The following is a 14,185-nucleotide window of genomic DNA, read 5'->3' as shown; positions in this document are numbered from 1 at the left end:
GCCCGCTTGTCCTGACCGACGAGGGAGAACGACGATGATCGCACCGATGAATTCACGAACGCAGGCGGCGCGGATGCGCACACTCGGCCTCGCAGTGCTCTCCACCCTGAGCGCCTGCCGGGCCCAGGATCCCGGCCTCGGCGACGCCGTCGAGGTGCGGCCTGCGCCCGCGCCCGCGCCCGCGGTCGCCGAGTCGACCCAGGACGACGACGGCGAGCAGCGGGCGGTGGCCGCGAGCGCCGGGCTGATCGGTCGACCCGCGCCGGCGATCACGCTCACGACGATCGACGGCCAGCCGATCGACCTGGCGCAGCTCATCGGGAAGAAGCCCGTCTACCTCAAGTTCTGGGCGACCTGGTGCGTGCCCTGTCGCGAGCAGATGCCGGGCTTCGCGGAGATCCACGCGAAGATGGCGGACCGGCTCGAGGTCATCGCGGTCAACACCGGCTTCACCGACGACGAGGCGGCCGTACGCGCCTTTCGTCAGGAGTTCGGATTGCGCATGCCGGTCGTCATCGACGACGGCAGGCTGGCCGAGGCGTTCAACCTGCGCGTCACGCCGCAGCACGTGCTGATCGGCCGCGACGGGCGCATCGCCCACGTCGGTCACCTCGCCGACGCGCGCCTGGACGAGGCGCTGCGCGCGGCGCTCGCCGACGGCGGCCAGGCCCCCGCCGCGAGCCCCGCCGCGACGGGTCCGGACGCGCGCCCGCTCGCGCCCGGGGACCTCGTCCGCGATCTCTCGCTCACGACCGGCGGCAAGACCGTGGCCCTGGGCGGCGTGGGCAAGCCGAGCGCGCTGGTGTTCTTCTCGCCGTGGTGCGAGTCGTATCTCGCCGAGAGCCGGCCCGCGACCGCGACCGCCTGCCGCCGCGTGCGTGAGCAGGTCGAGGCGCTCGCGGCGAAGGGCGATGTTCACTGGCTGGGGGTCTCGAGCAATCTGTGGGCGTCCGAGCGCGACCTGGACGAATACAGGACGACCACCGGGACGAAGCTCCCGCTCGCGCTCGATACCTCGGGCGCGGTCTTTCGCGCCTTCGGCGTGCGGGAGATCCCCGCGGTCGCGGTGCTCGACGCCACCGGACGGTTGGTGCGCGTGCTCGGCCCCCAGGACCAGGACATCGCCGCGGCACTCACTGCCGCAGGCGTTTAAAAAACAAAACGGGCGGGTCGCGGCGCTACGCCTTCACCTCGAACACGCGTCCCATCCCCGACGTCCCGGCCCAGCGCGCCGCCTGTCCGGCGGGCAAGAGCGGCCCCTGGTTGCCGTCGCGCAGCAAGAACGTCATCCCGGCCTCGAGGTACACCGGCTGCACCAGCTCGACCGCCACCGTCGCCCCGGCCCCCGGCGCGACCGTCTCCTGCCCGAGCACCTCGAACGTCCCGGCGACCACCGTCGTCCCGAACAACAGCAAGCCGATGTGACCGCTGCGCACCGGCGTGCGGCGTCCGTTCGTCTCCGGCGCCAGCAGGTCGAGGTGGGCCGTCACTCGCCGCACCGGCAGCTTGCCGGGCCGCACCAGCGCCTGGCCGGTGCGCAGCTCCTGGCGCTGCAGCGGCCGCACCGATCGCACCAGCCGCAGCCCGACGAACTCGCCGGCCTGCGCCGCCTCGACCTTGCGCCGCTCGCTCTCGAGCTTCGACACCTGCAGCTCGATCGGCTCGCCGAAGCCGACCACCGCGATCGTGTCGCCGGGGCGCACGTGCCCGCGTCGCACCCGCCCGTCGACCACGATCCCCTCCGTGCCCGGCCGGCGCGAGTACACGTGATCGATGTAGAGGAGCAGCGGGCCGCCCACCGGGTGCTCGGGGATCTGCAGCTCCACGTCGAGCGCCTCGAGCAGGTCGCCGATGCAGCCCTCCCACCGCTCGGGCGCGCTCCGCGGCGCCGCCGCCCCGCGGACGATGCGGGTCCCGTCGCCGTCGAAGCCGCAGCGGATCAGCAGCTCGCGCACGTCCTGCTCGACCATGTCGAGCCACTCGACGTCGCTCACCTGATCGCACTTGTTCAAGAAGACCACCAGCTGCGACAGCCCGAGCGCGCGCGCCAGCAGCAGGTGCTCGTGCGTCTGCGCCTGCACCCCGTCGGGCGCCGACACCACCACGATCAGCGCGTCGACCACCGCCTGGGCCCGCGCCGCGTTCTTCAGCCACGGCCGCCAGCCGGGGCTGTCGATGTGGACGTAGTTGCGGCGCTCGGTCGAATAGCGGACCTCGCTCGCCGCGATCGTGCGCGTCTCGATCCACCCGTTCTCGCGGTCGTGCACGTCGCCGTGCCACACCGACCACAACCCGCCGCGCCGCTCCAGATCGAGCAGCTTCACCGCCTTGATCGCTCCTTGCGTCCGGCGCGAGAGCAGCTCGGTGATGGCGCAGGTCAGCGACGTCTTGCCGCTGTGGTGATGGCCGATGGTCGCGACCGCGAGGGTCGGTCGATTCGAGGCGGAATCTTCGGACATGCGGGCCGCCCATCATAAGCCCTCGGCCGCGCGCCCGGCGCGGGCATTTTCGCCCGCATCACACCAACATCAAGACATGTCCCGGAGGACATCTCATTCGTCGCCGAACACCCGCGCCGCCGCCTCCGCCAGCGGCTCGTAGGCCTCGCGGGGCCCGTCGTAGAACACGTAGAACGGCTCGACCAGCGCGAACACCTCGCGCCACGTCGCCGCGTCGTCGAGGCTGGCCAGGTGCTGCTCCGCCAGCCCGTCGACGAAGCGCTCGTAGAACGCCCGCGCCCGGGCGATCTCCGGCGAGCCGAGGCGTCCCCGGTGCGCCGTCACGAACGTCGTCAGGCGGTCGCGGGCCAGCCTCGCCCCCGGCGCCTCGGGGTGGCGCGCGAACACCCCGAACTGCCCGACCAGCCAGCGGAGGAACGCCCGCTCGCGCCGCTCCGCCGGCGACGCCGTCGCCACCGCTCCGCGCAGCGCCGGCTCGATGCGCGTCGCCATCACCCGCGCGAACACCCGGTCGACCAGCGTCCCCTCTCCCGTCGCCACCTCGCCGGCGAACGCGTCGACCGTCTCGAGCCCGAGGTCGGCCAGCGCCCGCAGCGGCGCCGTGTCGGCCCACCAGCGCGCGAACTCGTCGGCGCGGCTCGTCATCGTCTCCCAGTTGCGCGCCGTCCACCGCAGGTCCTCGACGAAGTACGGCGCGTACTTCTGTTGATAATCGACGAGCGCCGCGTCCGACGCCCCCGCGCCGGCCAGCAGCGCCCGCCAGCGCGAATCGTCGCCCTGCACGCAATAGCCGACGTTGGCCGCCAGCAGCGCGCGCAGCCCGGCCGGCTCGGCCGGGTCGACGCCGGTCGCCTGCAGCAGCGGGTGCGCGTGCCGGCGGGTCCAGTCGTAGTCGACCCCGCCGCGCCGCAGCGCCTCGACGAACACCATGTCGGCGAGCACCAGCGTCACCGCCTCGGAGATCATGCGATACGCGACATAGACCCGGCGACCGAGCTCGGTGACCGTCCCGGTGAACACCAGGTCGGGCAGCAGGAAGTGCCCGAAGTCGTGCATCATGAAGGTCGCCTCGTGGACCTCGTCGCGCTTCGGCGTGTAGGGGATCCCGGCGTTGAGGCCCGGCCACCAGTAGACCTTCTCGCGCCGGTTCTGCGCCGCCCGGAAGAACACGCCCTGGTCGATCACCGCCGCCAGCGCGCGGTCGAGGCCGAAGCGCGCCAGCTCCGGGTGGTCAAGCCACGGGCTGCGCTTCACGAACGCCGCCACGTCGTCGTCGAAATCGATCGTCCGCGTCGGCCGGCGCGGCGTGGTCGCCAGGTCGACGCGCCGGCGGTAGTACACCCGGTCGAGCAAGAACCGCGAGATCGCCATGTCGCGCGACGACTGCTTGCGCTCGCGCATCTCGCCGTAGGTCAGCCCCGTCGCGCGCAGGCGGAAGATCGCGTCCCACCAGCCGCCCGCCTCCTCGCTCGCCCCGTGCGAGCGGTCGACGAAGCCCTCCGCCCGGTGCTCGTAACGCGCCTCGCGGAGCTCGCCGTCCTCGACGAACCAGGCGACGATCGCCGTCACGTGCTCGACCAGCTCGAGGTCGTGTCGCTCGCTGCGCACGTCGGTGCCGCGCACGAACAGGTCGCTGTCCTCGCGGCACACCGCGAGCACCCGGACCCCCGGCGCCGCCGCGTCGATCAGCCTCCGGGCCGTCGCCGCCGAGGCCGAGGCCGCCACCGCCCGCACCGCGATTCCGTAGCGCACGAAGTTGCGGCGCCACTCCTCGGCCTTGCGGCCGTTCGTCGTCAGCAGCACGATCTCGGGCGCCATCGCGGCGAGGATACCCCGCCGCGAGGCCGCGCCCGCGCGCACGATCGCCCGTGACCGACCGCGGCGCGGCCCGCCGCTCGCACGGCGCGCGCCGTCGACCTCTCGCACGCCTCGACCCCGTCCGCCCCCGCGACAGCGGACGTCCCCCGAGCTCGCGACCACCGACGGCACGCCGGGCGCCCCTCTGCGTCGATCGGGCGCGTCACCACGGGCATACTATTAAAAGGCCATGTCCTCTCGGACATGGCCTTTCAAACATTCTCTTTACGACATATCGTGTCAGAGCACGCTGAGCGCGACCTCGATGTTGCCGCGGGTCGCGTTCGAGTACGGGCACACCTGGTGGGCCTTGGCGACCAGCTCCTCGGCGGTCGCGCGGTCGACGTTGGGCATGCGCACGGCGAGGGCCGCGGCCAGGCCGAAGCCGCCGTCGTCGCGACGGCCGATGCTGACGGTCGCGGACACCTCGGTGCCGGAGGCGTCGGCCTTGGCGCGGCCGGCGACCAGCTTGAGCGCCGAGTGGAAGCAGGCGGCGTAGCCGGCGGCGAACAGCTGCTCGGGGTTGGTGGCCCCGCCGGCGCCGCCCATCGACTTGGGGATCCGGAGGTCGAGGTCGAGGGTGCCATCGTCGGTGCGGGCGTGGCCGTTGCGGCCGTCGCCGGTGGCGAGCGCGGTGGTGGTGTAGAGCGGCGTCATCTGGGGATCTCCTCGCGCCTCAGTCTGCCACGCGGGTGCGGCCGTCTGACCGCGCCGTCACGGCCGCGGGAACCCGACCAGCCAGGTCACGCGGAGCGGGCTGCGACCGAGCCGCTCGGCCTCGATGCGCCAGGTGTACCCGTCGGCCCCCGGCACGCTCGCCAGCAGCTCGCGCAGCTCCTCGGGCGAGTAGACGCGCAGGCACGAGACCACCCCGTCCCATGTCGCCACGAACGGGATCGCCGGCACCAGCCACGTCAGCGCCAGGCGCGACAGCCGGCGCGGACGCATGACCAGCGAGGTCGCCAGCACGCCGAGGCTGGTGACCGCGCAGGCGGCGATCGAGGCCGGGTAGCGGCCGACGCCCTCGAACACGGCGATCCCGCGCCGCTGCGCGACCGCGTCGGCGAGGATCGCCCGCGCCTTGGCGGGCCGGAAGTGATGGAACGCGTTGCACAGCAGGCGAAAGCCGGCGAGCTCGGCCGGGACCGCGGTCGCGTCGACCGGCCGCGCCTCGTGGGTGATGCGCCCCGGCACCGCCGCGGCCGCGGCCGTCATCGCCTCGATGTTGGGGAACAGGTCGGACAGGCGCACGCGCACCGCCACGTCGCGCCGGTCGAGCTCGCCGATCAGCGTCGGCAGCGGCCCGGCCGAGCCCGAACACAGGTCGAGCAGCTCGCGCTCGCCGGTGGCCCGCAGCCCGGCCGCCAGGGCGTCGCAGAAGCTCCGGTACGGCCGCGCGTCGAGGTTGCCGATGAAGTTGAGGTAACCGGTCACGCCGTCGCGGATCGCCTGCGGCAACCACGGCTGGTCTTCGATCTCGAACACGTGCCGGCGCCGCGCCGGCAGGGTCTGTGCGGACATCACGACCTCCTCGGGACACCATAGGACCGGCCGCCCGCCGCCGCGGCTTGTCCCCGCGTGACATGTCCCCGGAGACAGCTCACCGCGCGAACCCCGGGACACCCGAGGGACGGCCCGTTCGCTGCAAACTGCCGGTCGGTTCCGCCCAGTCCTCGCGGCCCGGGGGTCAGCGGCCCCGGGCACGTAACCGCTCGTCCGCCAACGCACGACAAGTCGGCTTCCGCGACGACGGGCGGTTGTGTAGCGTGCGAGCACGGCCGCACGCTGCGCGCCCCAATTCCCGCGGAGAGAACATGTCCATTCGTTCCCTTACCTCAGTTTCCCTGATGTCCGTCCTCGCGCTCGGCCTCGTGGCCTGCGGCGACGACGGCAAGCCGATGCTCACGAGCGCGACCAACGCGACGACCCAGACCACCCAGACCACCCAGACCACCCAGACCACCCAGTCCACCACCACCGAGACCGAGGGCACCGAGACCGACGGCGAGACCGAGGCGGTGACCGAGGGCACGACCGTCGCCCCGACCACCACCACGCCGTCCCCGACGACCACCGAGCCGGCGACGACGACGACGATGACCGAGCCGGCGACGTCGACCACGACGACCGCCAACCCTGCCACCACCGACGACGACACGACCGCCGGCCCCGGCGGCGAGTACGGCCCGTGCGACGCGATGGGCGGGTGCCCGGCCGGCTCGGACTGCGTGTCGCTGACCGGCGTCGAGGGCAACTTCTGCTCGCCGCAGTGCGACGGCATGACGTGCCCCGCGACCGGCACGCAGGCGCAGGCTCAGTGCGTCCTCATCCTCGAGATGGGCATGGACCCGACCAACTGCGCCGCCCTGTGCCCGCCCGGCAACGACGCCGCCTGCCCGGCCGGCACGACCTGCAAGGAAGTCCCGGACCAGATGCAGCCCGTCGGCATCTGCACCGCGCCCTGAGTGCGCCTCATTCGTGCGAGCGCGGCGAAGCGTCCTCGCCGCGCTCGCGCACGCGCCGGACCTCCGTGACCGCCCGGCGAAGCATCGGCGCCCGCGACCTCATTGTCCGCAGCGAACGCGCTCCCGAGCGCGCCCGATCGCCCGTGCGCCCGCCCGCTTGCGCCGCGCCGCGAGATCGCCTAGCTTCGTGATCCCTTCGGAGTCGGCCATGCGTGTCTCTCCACATCCACGCGTCTGAGCTCCGGATCGCCCCGGTGATCCGGTCCGTGTGTGTGCATTGAGTCCGCAAAGAGCCACTCATGAATCGACATCGAGACCGCCGGCGCCGTCGCGCGCCGGCCACAACTGAATATTCGCAGTCCGCACCATCGATCCCGGGCGCCGTCGATCCCGCCGTGCTGTTCGGCGCGGCCCTGCCGGCGCAGGCGCGGCGCAAGCTCGACCAGCTGTCGCGGCAGGTCGAGGAGCGCCTCGCGCTCGTGCTCGCCGGCGAGGTCGACGACCCGCACGTCTCGGCGCTGACGCTGCTCGGCGTCGAACCCGAGCCCGGCAGCGGCAACCTCGTCGTCGTGCTGGCGCTGCCGATCGGCGCCGGCGGCGAGGAGGCGCAGCTGACAATGCGCCGCCTCGACGCCCTGCGCCCGTACCTGCGCTCGGAGATCGCCGGCGCCATCCACCGCAAGCGCACCCCGAACCTCGTGTTCCGGGTCGTGCCCGCGCCGCGCGGCCCGGGCGGCGCCAGCGACGACGACGAGGAGGTGGATCCATGACGGCGACCCTCACCCGCTTCGTCGCCCAGCCGCCCCCGCGCGACGTCCAGGACGCGCTCGAGCGGCTGCGGCACCTCGACGACGTCGCCCGGATCGCCGTCATGCCCGACGTCCACCTCGCCGAGGGCGTGTGCGTCGGCACCGTCGTCGCCACCCGCACCCTCCTGCTGCCCGCGGCCGTCGGCGGCGACATCGGCTGCGGCATGGCGGCCGTCGCCTGCGACGTCGAGGTCGGCGTCCTCGCCGATCCACGCACCGCGGCGGCCGTGCTCGTCGGCCTGCAGCGGGCGATCCCGGCGCTGCGCCACCCGGGCCCGCCCGGCGAGCACCCGCTCCCGCCCGCGCTCGCCGACCGCCCGCTGTCGGCCCCCTCACTTCAATCGGAGCAGCGTCGGACCGCCGGCCTGCAGCTCGGCACGCTCGGCCGCGGCAATCATTTTTTAGAATTGCAGGCCGACGACGACGACCGCCTGTGGTTGATGGTGCACAGCGGCTCGCGGGCGATCGGCACGGCGATCCGCGACCACCACGACGCGCTCGCCGAGCCGATCGGCGCCGGCCTGCGCGGCCTCGTCGCCGACAGCCCGGCCGGCGCGGCCTACCTCGCCGACGTGCAGTGGGCCCTCGACTACGCCGCCGAGAGCCGCGCGCACATGATCACCCGCGCCGCCGACATCCTTAAAAGTTGTTTCAATGGACATGTCCTCGTGGACACGTGGATCTCCTGCCACCACAACTTCGTCCGCCGCGAGCAGCACGGCGACGAGGCGCTGTGGGTCCATCGCAAGGGGGCGGTGTCGGCACAAGCGGGCGAGCCGGGGATCGTGCCCGGCTCGATGGGCACGCCGAGCTACCACACCTGCGGTCGCGGCGAGGTCGCGGGGCTGTGCTCGAGCGCGCACGGGGCCGGGCGGGTCCTCGGCCGCGGCGAGGCGCGCCGGCAGATCCGCGCCGCCGACGTCGTGGCCCAGATGGGCGGCGTGTGGTTCGACCACCGCGCCGCCGACGCGCTGCGCGACGAGGCGCCCGCGGCCTACAAGGACATCGGCGCCGTCATGCGAGCCCAGCGCGAGCTGACCCGCGTCGTCCGTCGACTGCGTCCGGTGCTGAGCTTCAAGGCCACCTAAGGCGCCGGCTCGCACCTAGCAGGATGCTGAAGAATGACTCGGGTGCTCGGATCTGAGCCCATCGCTGGCTCGAATCACCTGTCCGAGAGGACTTGTTGGGCCGGCCGCCTCCCCGCGGGAGGCCTGCCGGCCCTCTGCGAGTCCGGGTTCGACCCCGGACCCGCGGGGCCTCATGCGATCGGCAGCATCAATTTCGCCATTCGGACAAGGTTGTAGGCGGCGCCGATGAGAAGCGACGCCATCTCGTTCCGCTGCTTGCCTCGGAATCGGGTCTTGCGGAAGTTGGCGACCGTCTTCTCCCAGCCGAAGATCTCTTCGATCCGCTTGCGGAAGCGCTGACTGGTCAGGTAGCCCTCGTGCCTCGATGTACGGCCATCGATCGCCGAGCCGCCGCTGCGGCCTGTGTTCATGGCCACGTGCGGGGTCACGCCGATCTTGCGGCAGCCCTCGACGAAGTCGCGTGTGTCGTAGCCCTTGTCGGCGGCGACGGTGCGACGGCTTCGCGTCGGATCGTTGCGCTCGAGCATCATATACGCGGCCTCGACCTCGGCGCGGCCGTGGGCGTGCGTGATGCACATGTCGACGATGAGCCCGTTGCGGTTCTCCATCAGCACGTGCTGCGCGTACGACAGCTTGGCCTCCTTGCCGTTGCCCTTGCGCGCGAGTCGGGCCTCCGGGTCCGTCGTCGACTCGTGCGTGTCGTTGCCGCGCTTCTCGCCATGGAAGTCGACGGTCGGGTTCTTGGTCTCGTCGACGGGCGGCTTCTCCTCGATGGCTTCCTCTTTGCGCTTGAAGCTCTTGAGCGATGCCCACGCCTCGATCAGCGTGCCATCGACCGAGAAGTGCTCGTTGCTCATCAGGCCGGCGGCCTTCGCCTGGCCCACGACCAGCGCGAAGAACTCGCGGGCGACGTCGTGGTCCATGAGCCGCTCGCGGTTCTTCGTGAAGGTCGTCGGGTGGAACGCATCCTCGGTCATGTCCATGTCGAGGAACCACCGGAAGAGCAGGTTGTAGCCGAGCTGGTCCCAGAACATCCGGTCGCTGCGGACCGAGAACAGGGCCATGAGCAGCGTCGCCTTGAGCAGCGACTCCGGCGGGATCGAAGGCCGCCCGATGTTCGAGTACATGCCTTCGAACACCGGCGCGAGGTCCTTCAGCGCCGCATCGACCAGCTTCTTCACCGCGCGCAGCGGGTGCCGCTCGGGGATCCTCGACTCGGGCGAAACGAGGCAGATCATGCTGGACTGAGGGGCCTTGGTGCCGCGCATACGACCAATGTACGAAATCGCGCATCGCTCGCAAGGCCTTCAGTCGGGTCTCCGGCGTGTGGTTACGCCGTCCTTTTTCAGCATCCTGCTAGGGGCGAGCCGGTGCATAAAATAACCTGTTTCTTGAAACATGTCACACTTGGCGCATTAGAGAACGCACGGGTCGAGCGATACCAGGGAATTCTCTACCACGCGAAACATGACTGCGAGAACCGCGCGAACGACCAGAGAGCCGGCCACCACGTTGGCCGTCCTTTCACTCAAAATACCGCTTGACGTGTCCGGGCGGCCTGTGTCATTCACTTATCGTGAAGAAGTGGTGAGGTGGTTTAGATGTGGCTGAAGAATGGTCGTGCTCGCGGGGCCGCCTGGCTTGTCTGTTTCGGTCTGGTCGGAGGTTTGCTGACCTATGGAGGAGGACGGGACATTAAAGCCCCTCCACACCAGGCAACTCTTGCCAAAGAGCGGTCGTCACCCCCGCCGCTGACGGAACGAGCGGCGCCCACATCGACCTCCGAGAAGGCACTGGTGAATACCACTCCTATACCACATGTTTCCATACGGCCGTCCCAGCATCCCTCCGTTGAACAGGGTAGCCTGCCCTCGGGCTCGAACGAGCTGGAGAGCACTGAACGGGTTCAGCATCTGGAAGCCCGCTTCAAGGCGGCCCTCGCGGCGATAGAAGCAGGAGGCCCCCCGAGAAAAGAGGATGTGAACGCCGCCCAATCCGCGCTCACGTCGTTACGGTCGGAACTGTACAAATCCGAATCGGGGCGTGCGAAACACAATGAACACGAATCCAGGCTGGACCGCGCGCTCGGTGAAGGATCCACACCAGAAAAGGAGCGCTGAGATGAAACCCAAAAAGATATCCGCGCTCGCAGCTGGGTCGCTGGCGATGCTCGCGTTCGCCCCCGAAGCAACTGCCTCACTCATCGACATATCAGGGACCGTGCGATGGGGAGACTTCGACGGCGACAACAGCTTGGAGATCGTGGTCTCCTCGCCCGAGACCGATTGCGGCAAGGGAGCTGTATACGTCGTCAACTCTGCCGGCGATCTCACCACCTGGGGACGAGATACATCGGGTGTCCTGGGCACGGCCGCCTGCAACGACCTGTTTGGTGCGTCCCTCGCTACGGGCGACTTCAATGATGATGGATACGACGATCTCGCCATCGCAGCGCCGGGCGCGAATGATACCGGCTTTGCAGCCAGCGGTTCGGTGCATGTGCTCTACGGTTCCTCGACCGGCCTGACAGAGGTGGGTGACCAACTCTGGACTCTGGACACCCCAGATGTCGAAGGCGGCGCCCAAGCGAACAGCTATTTCGGCGACGCTTTGGCCGTGGGAGATTTTAATTGCGACGGCGACGATGACCTCGCCATCGGCGTTCCGAGACAGTCGGGCGGTTTGGTAAACGTGCTCAACGGCAGCAGCGGCGGCATCACTAGCGTCGGTGACCGTCAGTTGAGCGGGCCAATCCTGACGCCCACCGGAAGGTTCGGCGCAACGCTGGCCGCTGGTAACTTCAACGGCGACCAGTCGTCGGGCATCGGCTGTGCGGACCTCGTCGTCGCAGCACCTTTTTACGGCGGCAGCATGGGTGCCATCTTCCGCTACAGCGGCGGGCCTGCCGGGCTTCCTCCCACCCACTTGGGCTACAACCAAGATAGCGGCGGCGTCGCAGATACTGCGGAGCAGGGCGATTTATTCGGCTGGCACCTGGCCGCTGCAAATGTCGACGGGGACGCCTACGACGATCTTTTGGTAGGTGTGCCCGGAGACGCCTGTTCCGGTGGTGTCGGTATGGGCCGGCACACCTTCTTCGGCAGCGCAACCGGACTCACCACTGTCAACAACGCGCTCAGTTGCGACACCTACGGCTGCTCAGTGCTCGACGGCGGGTTCCTGGGCTGTCATGCGGGCAGTAGCCCGGTGTATGGCTGGTCCACAGCCGATGTGATTTCCCTCGGATCGAGTACCGGGGTTGTCTGGGGTGGCGGAGGGAATGATAAACTGTTCGGCGACCAGGGCAACGATGTGCTCTTCGGCGGCGCTGGCGCGGACGTCTTCCAGAGTGGCCCAGGGCGCGACATCATCATCGCAGGCGCCGGCGACGACACGATCCTCATCGACCTCGATTGCATGGTACTGGAGGGTGAGGTCGTCGACGGCGGCCCCGGCACTGACACGATCCGCAGCCATCGCAACCAGACACAACTGGCCGCTCTTGGGCTCACGATGGTTTCGATCGAGCAATTTGTGGTCGTCCCTGAGAATCCAAGGGGCGTAACCGTCTGCGAGCCAACACCGATCGACGACGGCCCATACCTGCAGCCGCCGGTCAAGTTGTCGTGGTCCGGCTTGACCACGCCGAACTCGGTGCTGAACTCGTCGGACGGGCTCCTCACCCTGCAGCTCCAGAACACTAGCGCCAACACGATCGTTGCCGATCTCGAGTTCGTGCTGCGAGTGCGCGGCGAGGAACTCCGGATTGAGCAAGGGCCCGAGACACTCGCGGCCGCCACGAGCACCTCGGTTTCGTTCGACCTCAATGATTTCATCCCTGGCGGGGTCAACCCTAGCAGCGTGAACCCCGCGCTGCTGGTGTTGCCGACTTCCGCATCGATCTCCGTCCGGGCGCGGCTGAGCGCCAACAGCGCGCACGTGGGGAACAGCTTTGCTCCCACTATCTTCGGCCACCTTGATAAAGATGGCACTGGTGGCGACATCGCGGTCTTGTATCGCGAGGGTGCATTGCATGACACCTATTACCACGGCGACCTCGCCAGTTGGCGCGCAAATGCCGCTCCGTACACCGGTACCGCGACACTCTTGGGCCGAATCGAAGCCCATGGCTCGCGTGGCATTCCAGGCTTCTGACCCTTTCGCGGAGCGATAGACGACCATGGCGCGCATTCGCACAATCCTCCCCATCTTCATTGCGAGCCTTGCCTTCGCGGCCCCGAGCATCGCGTCGGCCTGCCAAGCGAGGACGCTCTGTGTCAACTGGGAGACCGAAATCATTGACAACGGGTTCGGCGAGGATCTCTTGCTGGAGGACAAGGTTCGCGCCCGCGGCGCTCGAGTCCTGTTGCTGCCTCCGGCACCCGAACCACCGCTGAGCACGCTTCTTGATCAAGAGGGGTGCCTCACCTTCGAGACACAGTACGCCAACGGGCACAAACTGGTGGTGTTCGCCGAAGCATGGGTCGGCGAGCCGGACCCGGTGAGGATTCACGCACAACGGCAAGATGTACAAGAGGGTGCTATCGAGACCGAGTTCATCTGGATCGTCGATCTGCATAATTTGTCACCGAACGACGTGGTAGAGTTCTCGATTCACGGCACAGCGTTGGATCCGATCGCGCCCCTGATGGCGGTTGCGACAGACGTGATGCACCGCTTCAGCGAACTCGACGTTCTCCCACCAGCGCCGGCATCGATGCTCGTCGAGTATCTGGATTGGAAGGGAAATGCCCGTGGAGGAGTGGCAGGGATTGAGCTCGGGCCAGATTCGTTTCGAGAGAAGTACCTTATCGCGCACGAGATGGGGCATTGGCTGCAGCTTAGATGGCAGGGAATGCTCGGCCTAGGCGATTACAACTTCCAAGCAGAGGATCCGGACTGCCGCTTCAGCACAAAGATTCCCATAATTAATCTTATGGGAATCGAAATTGATGACACCGACGCCAATGGGCATGGCATGCGATCTGCTGAGTGGAGCGCAACGGCCATGAGAGAAGGTTTCGCGCACTTCATCGCGGCAATCGCATTCAATCACGCGATTAGCGCTGACGCCGACGGCATCTTCCGCTACTACAAAGACATTACTCACTCTTCATACACAGATTTTCTGGCGGACAACTCCCTTGTATCCTTGTTCGGAGGCGCCGCCAATCAAGACCCCTTGGGGGGAGAGAATCGATGGACGGCCAACAAGTGTGGGCAAGACTGGGTCAAGCCAGAGACGAGTACCGGGCTCGATTGGATGCGTTTCTTTTGGCACTTTCTCACCAGAGCGGGCTCTCGCCCCGACTTGCGTGAGCTCCTCGAATTCTTCAATTTCGCTGCGACTGGCCCCTATACGTTTGACGACGTCAACATCTTCCCTGAGCTCCGAGATGCCATGGGGGATTCGCCCACGATGTCGCCGTTCGTCTCAAGATTCAACCAGGCTAACTGCGACATGGGAGTCTTCAATGAGAATACATGCCCCTAGAGCTTCTTGGAGA

The 14,185-nt window shown here is 68.6% G+C and carries 11 protein-coding genes; 6 read left to right on the top strand and 5 right to left on the bottom strand.

Annotation, left to right across the window (positions count from 1 at the left end; translation table 11 throughout):
• Positions 1-46 precede the first annotated feature (46 nt).
• Entirely contained in the window at positions 47-1,153 is a 1,107-nt protein-coding gene (locus K7C98_RS04070; protein ID WP_224190171.1) for a redoxin domain-containing protein, read from the top strand.
• A 25-nt stretch (positions 1,154-1,178) separates the two neighbouring features.
• Here the strand turns inward: K7C98_RS04070 and K7C98_RS04065 are convergent, their stop codons facing one another.
• The 4 genes from K7C98_RS04065 to K7C98_RS04050 form a co-directional block, all read right to left on the bottom strand.
• Positions 1,179-2,459, bottom strand: a complete 1,281-nt coding sequence (locus tag K7C98_RS04065) for a GTP-binding protein (protein ID WP_224190170.1) — start codon at positions 2,457-2,459, stop codon at positions 1,179-1,181.
• A gap of 93 nt (positions 2,460-2,552) precedes the next feature.
• The gene (locus tag K7C98_RS04060; protein ID WP_224190169.1) at positions 2,553-4,277 is read right to left on the bottom strand and encodes a hypothetical protein; all 1,725 of its coding nucleotides are present in this window, start codon (positions 4,275-4,277) and stop codon (positions 2,553-2,555) included.
• A gap of 279 nt (positions 4,278-4,556) precedes the next feature.
• Complete coding sequence (locus K7C98_RS04055; protein ID WP_224190168.1) at positions 4,557-4,973, bottom strand: organic hydroperoxide resistance protein; 417 nt, start codon at positions 4,971-4,973, stop codon at positions 4,557-4,559.
• Between the two features lie 57 nt (positions 4,974-5,030).
• Positions 5,031-5,837 carry a hypothetical protein gene (locus K7C98_RS04050; RefSeq protein ID WP_224190167.1) on the bottom strand — a complete coding sequence of 269 codons (807 nt, stop codon included), beginning with the start codon at positions 5,835-5,837 and terminating at the stop codon, positions 5,031-5,033.
• Between the two features lie 326 nt (positions 5,838-6,163).
• Between K7C98_RS04050 and K7C98_RS04045 the strand changes: the two genes are divergently transcribed.
• The 3 genes from K7C98_RS04045 (at position 6,164) to K7C98_RS04035 (ending at position 8,678) form a co-directional block, all read left to right on the top strand.
• The gene (locus K7C98_RS04045; protein WP_224190166.1) at positions 6,164-6,781 is read left to right on the top strand and encodes a hypothetical protein; all 618 of its coding nucleotides are present in this window, start codon (positions 6,164-6,166) and stop codon (positions 6,779-6,781) included.
• Between the two features lie 299 nt (positions 6,782-7,080).
• Positions 7,081-7,551 carry a ribosome-binding factor A gene (locus K7C98_RS04040; protein ID WP_224190165.1) on the top strand — a complete coding sequence of 157 codons (471 nt, stop codon included), beginning with the start codon at positions 7,081-7,083 and terminating at the stop codon, positions 7,549-7,551.
• Positions 7,548-8,678, top strand: a complete 1,131-nt coding sequence (locus tag K7C98_RS04035; protein WP_224190164.1) for an RtcB family protein — start codon at positions 7,548-7,550, stop codon at positions 8,676-8,678. Before K7C98_RS04040 ends, K7C98_RS04035 begins: the two co-directional genes overlap by 4 nt.
• A 170-nt stretch (positions 8,679-8,848) precedes the next feature.
• On the opposite strand, the gene K7C98_RS04030 is transcribed toward K7C98_RS04035, so the two are convergent.
• Entirely contained in the window at positions 8,849-9,946 is a 1,098-nt protein-coding gene (locus K7C98_RS04030) for an IS5 family transposase (protein ID WP_224190163.1), read from the bottom strand.
• An 853-nt stretch (positions 9,947-10,799) separates the two neighbouring features.
• On the opposite strand from K7C98_RS04030, the gene K7C98_RS04025 reads away from it, so the two are divergent.
• Together K7C98_RS04025 and K7C98_RS04020 are read left to right on the top strand one after the other, a co-directional pair.
• A complete protein-coding gene (locus K7C98_RS04025) occupies positions 10,800-12,833 on the top strand; it encodes a calcium-binding protein (protein ID WP_224190162.1) in 2,034 nt (677 codons plus the stop codon).
• Between the two features lie 25 nt (positions 12,834-12,858).
• The gene (locus K7C98_RS04020) at positions 12,859-14,172 is read left to right on the top strand and encodes a hypothetical protein (RefSeq protein ID WP_224190161.1); all 1,314 of its coding nucleotides are present in this window, start codon (positions 12,859-12,861) and stop codon (positions 14,170-14,172) included.
• Positions 14,173-14,185: the final 13 nt, after the last annotated feature.

This window comes from Nannocystis pusilla (assembly GCF_020073745.1).
Classification (GTDB): Bacteria; Myxococcota_A; Polyangia; order Nannocystales; family Nannocystaceae; genus Nannocystis; species Nannocystis radixulma.
Note: the sequence above shows the minus strand (reverse complement) of the source record. Positions and strands in the feature narration are given on the sequence as shown.

Excerpts from the sequence above, each read along its gene's own strand:
- K7C98_RS04030 (WP_224190163.1), bottom strand. The coding sequence starts at position 9,946 with ATGCGCGGCACCAAGGCCCCTCAGTCCAGCATGATCTGCCTCGTTTCG.
- K7C98_RS04065 (WP_224190170.1), bottom strand. The coding sequence starts at position 2,459 with ATGTCCGAAGATTCCGCCTCGAATCGACCGACCCTCGCGGTCGCGACC.
- K7C98_RS04070 (WP_224190171.1), top strand. The coding sequence starts at position 47 with ATGAATTCACGAACGCAGGCGGCGCGGATGCGCACACTCGGCCTCGCA.
- K7C98_RS04035 (WP_224190164.1), top strand. The coding sequence starts at position 7,548 with ATGACGGCGACCCTCACCCGCTTCGTCGCCCAGCCGCCCCCGCGCGAC.
- K7C98_RS04060 (WP_224190169.1), bottom strand. The coding sequence starts at position 4,277 with ATGGCGCCCGAGATCGTGCTGCTGACGACGAACGGCCGCAAGGCCGAG.
- K7C98_RS04045 (WP_224190166.1), top strand. The coding sequence starts at position 6,164 with ATGTCCGTCCTCGCGCTCGGCCTCGTGGCCTGCGGCGACGACGGCAAG.
- K7C98_RS04050 (WP_224190167.1), bottom strand. The coding sequence starts at position 5,837 with ATGTCCGCACAGACCCTGCCGGCGCGGCGCCGGCACGTGTTCGAGATC.
- K7C98_RS04040 (WP_224190165.1), top strand. The coding sequence starts at position 7,081 with ATGAATCGACATCGAGACCGCCGGCGCCGTCGCGCGCCGGCCACAACT.
- K7C98_RS04055 (WP_224190168.1), bottom strand. The coding sequence starts at position 4,973 with ATGACGCCGCTCTACACCACCACCGCGCTCGCCACCGGCGACGGCCGC.
- K7C98_RS04020 (WP_224190161.1), top strand. The coding sequence starts at position 12,859 with ATGGCGCGCATTCGCACAATCCTCCCCATCTTCATTGCGAGCCTTGCC.
- K7C98_RS04025 (WP_224190162.1), top strand. The coding sequence starts at position 10,800 with ATGAAACCCAAAAAGATATCCGCGCTCGCAGCTGGGTCGCTGGCGATG.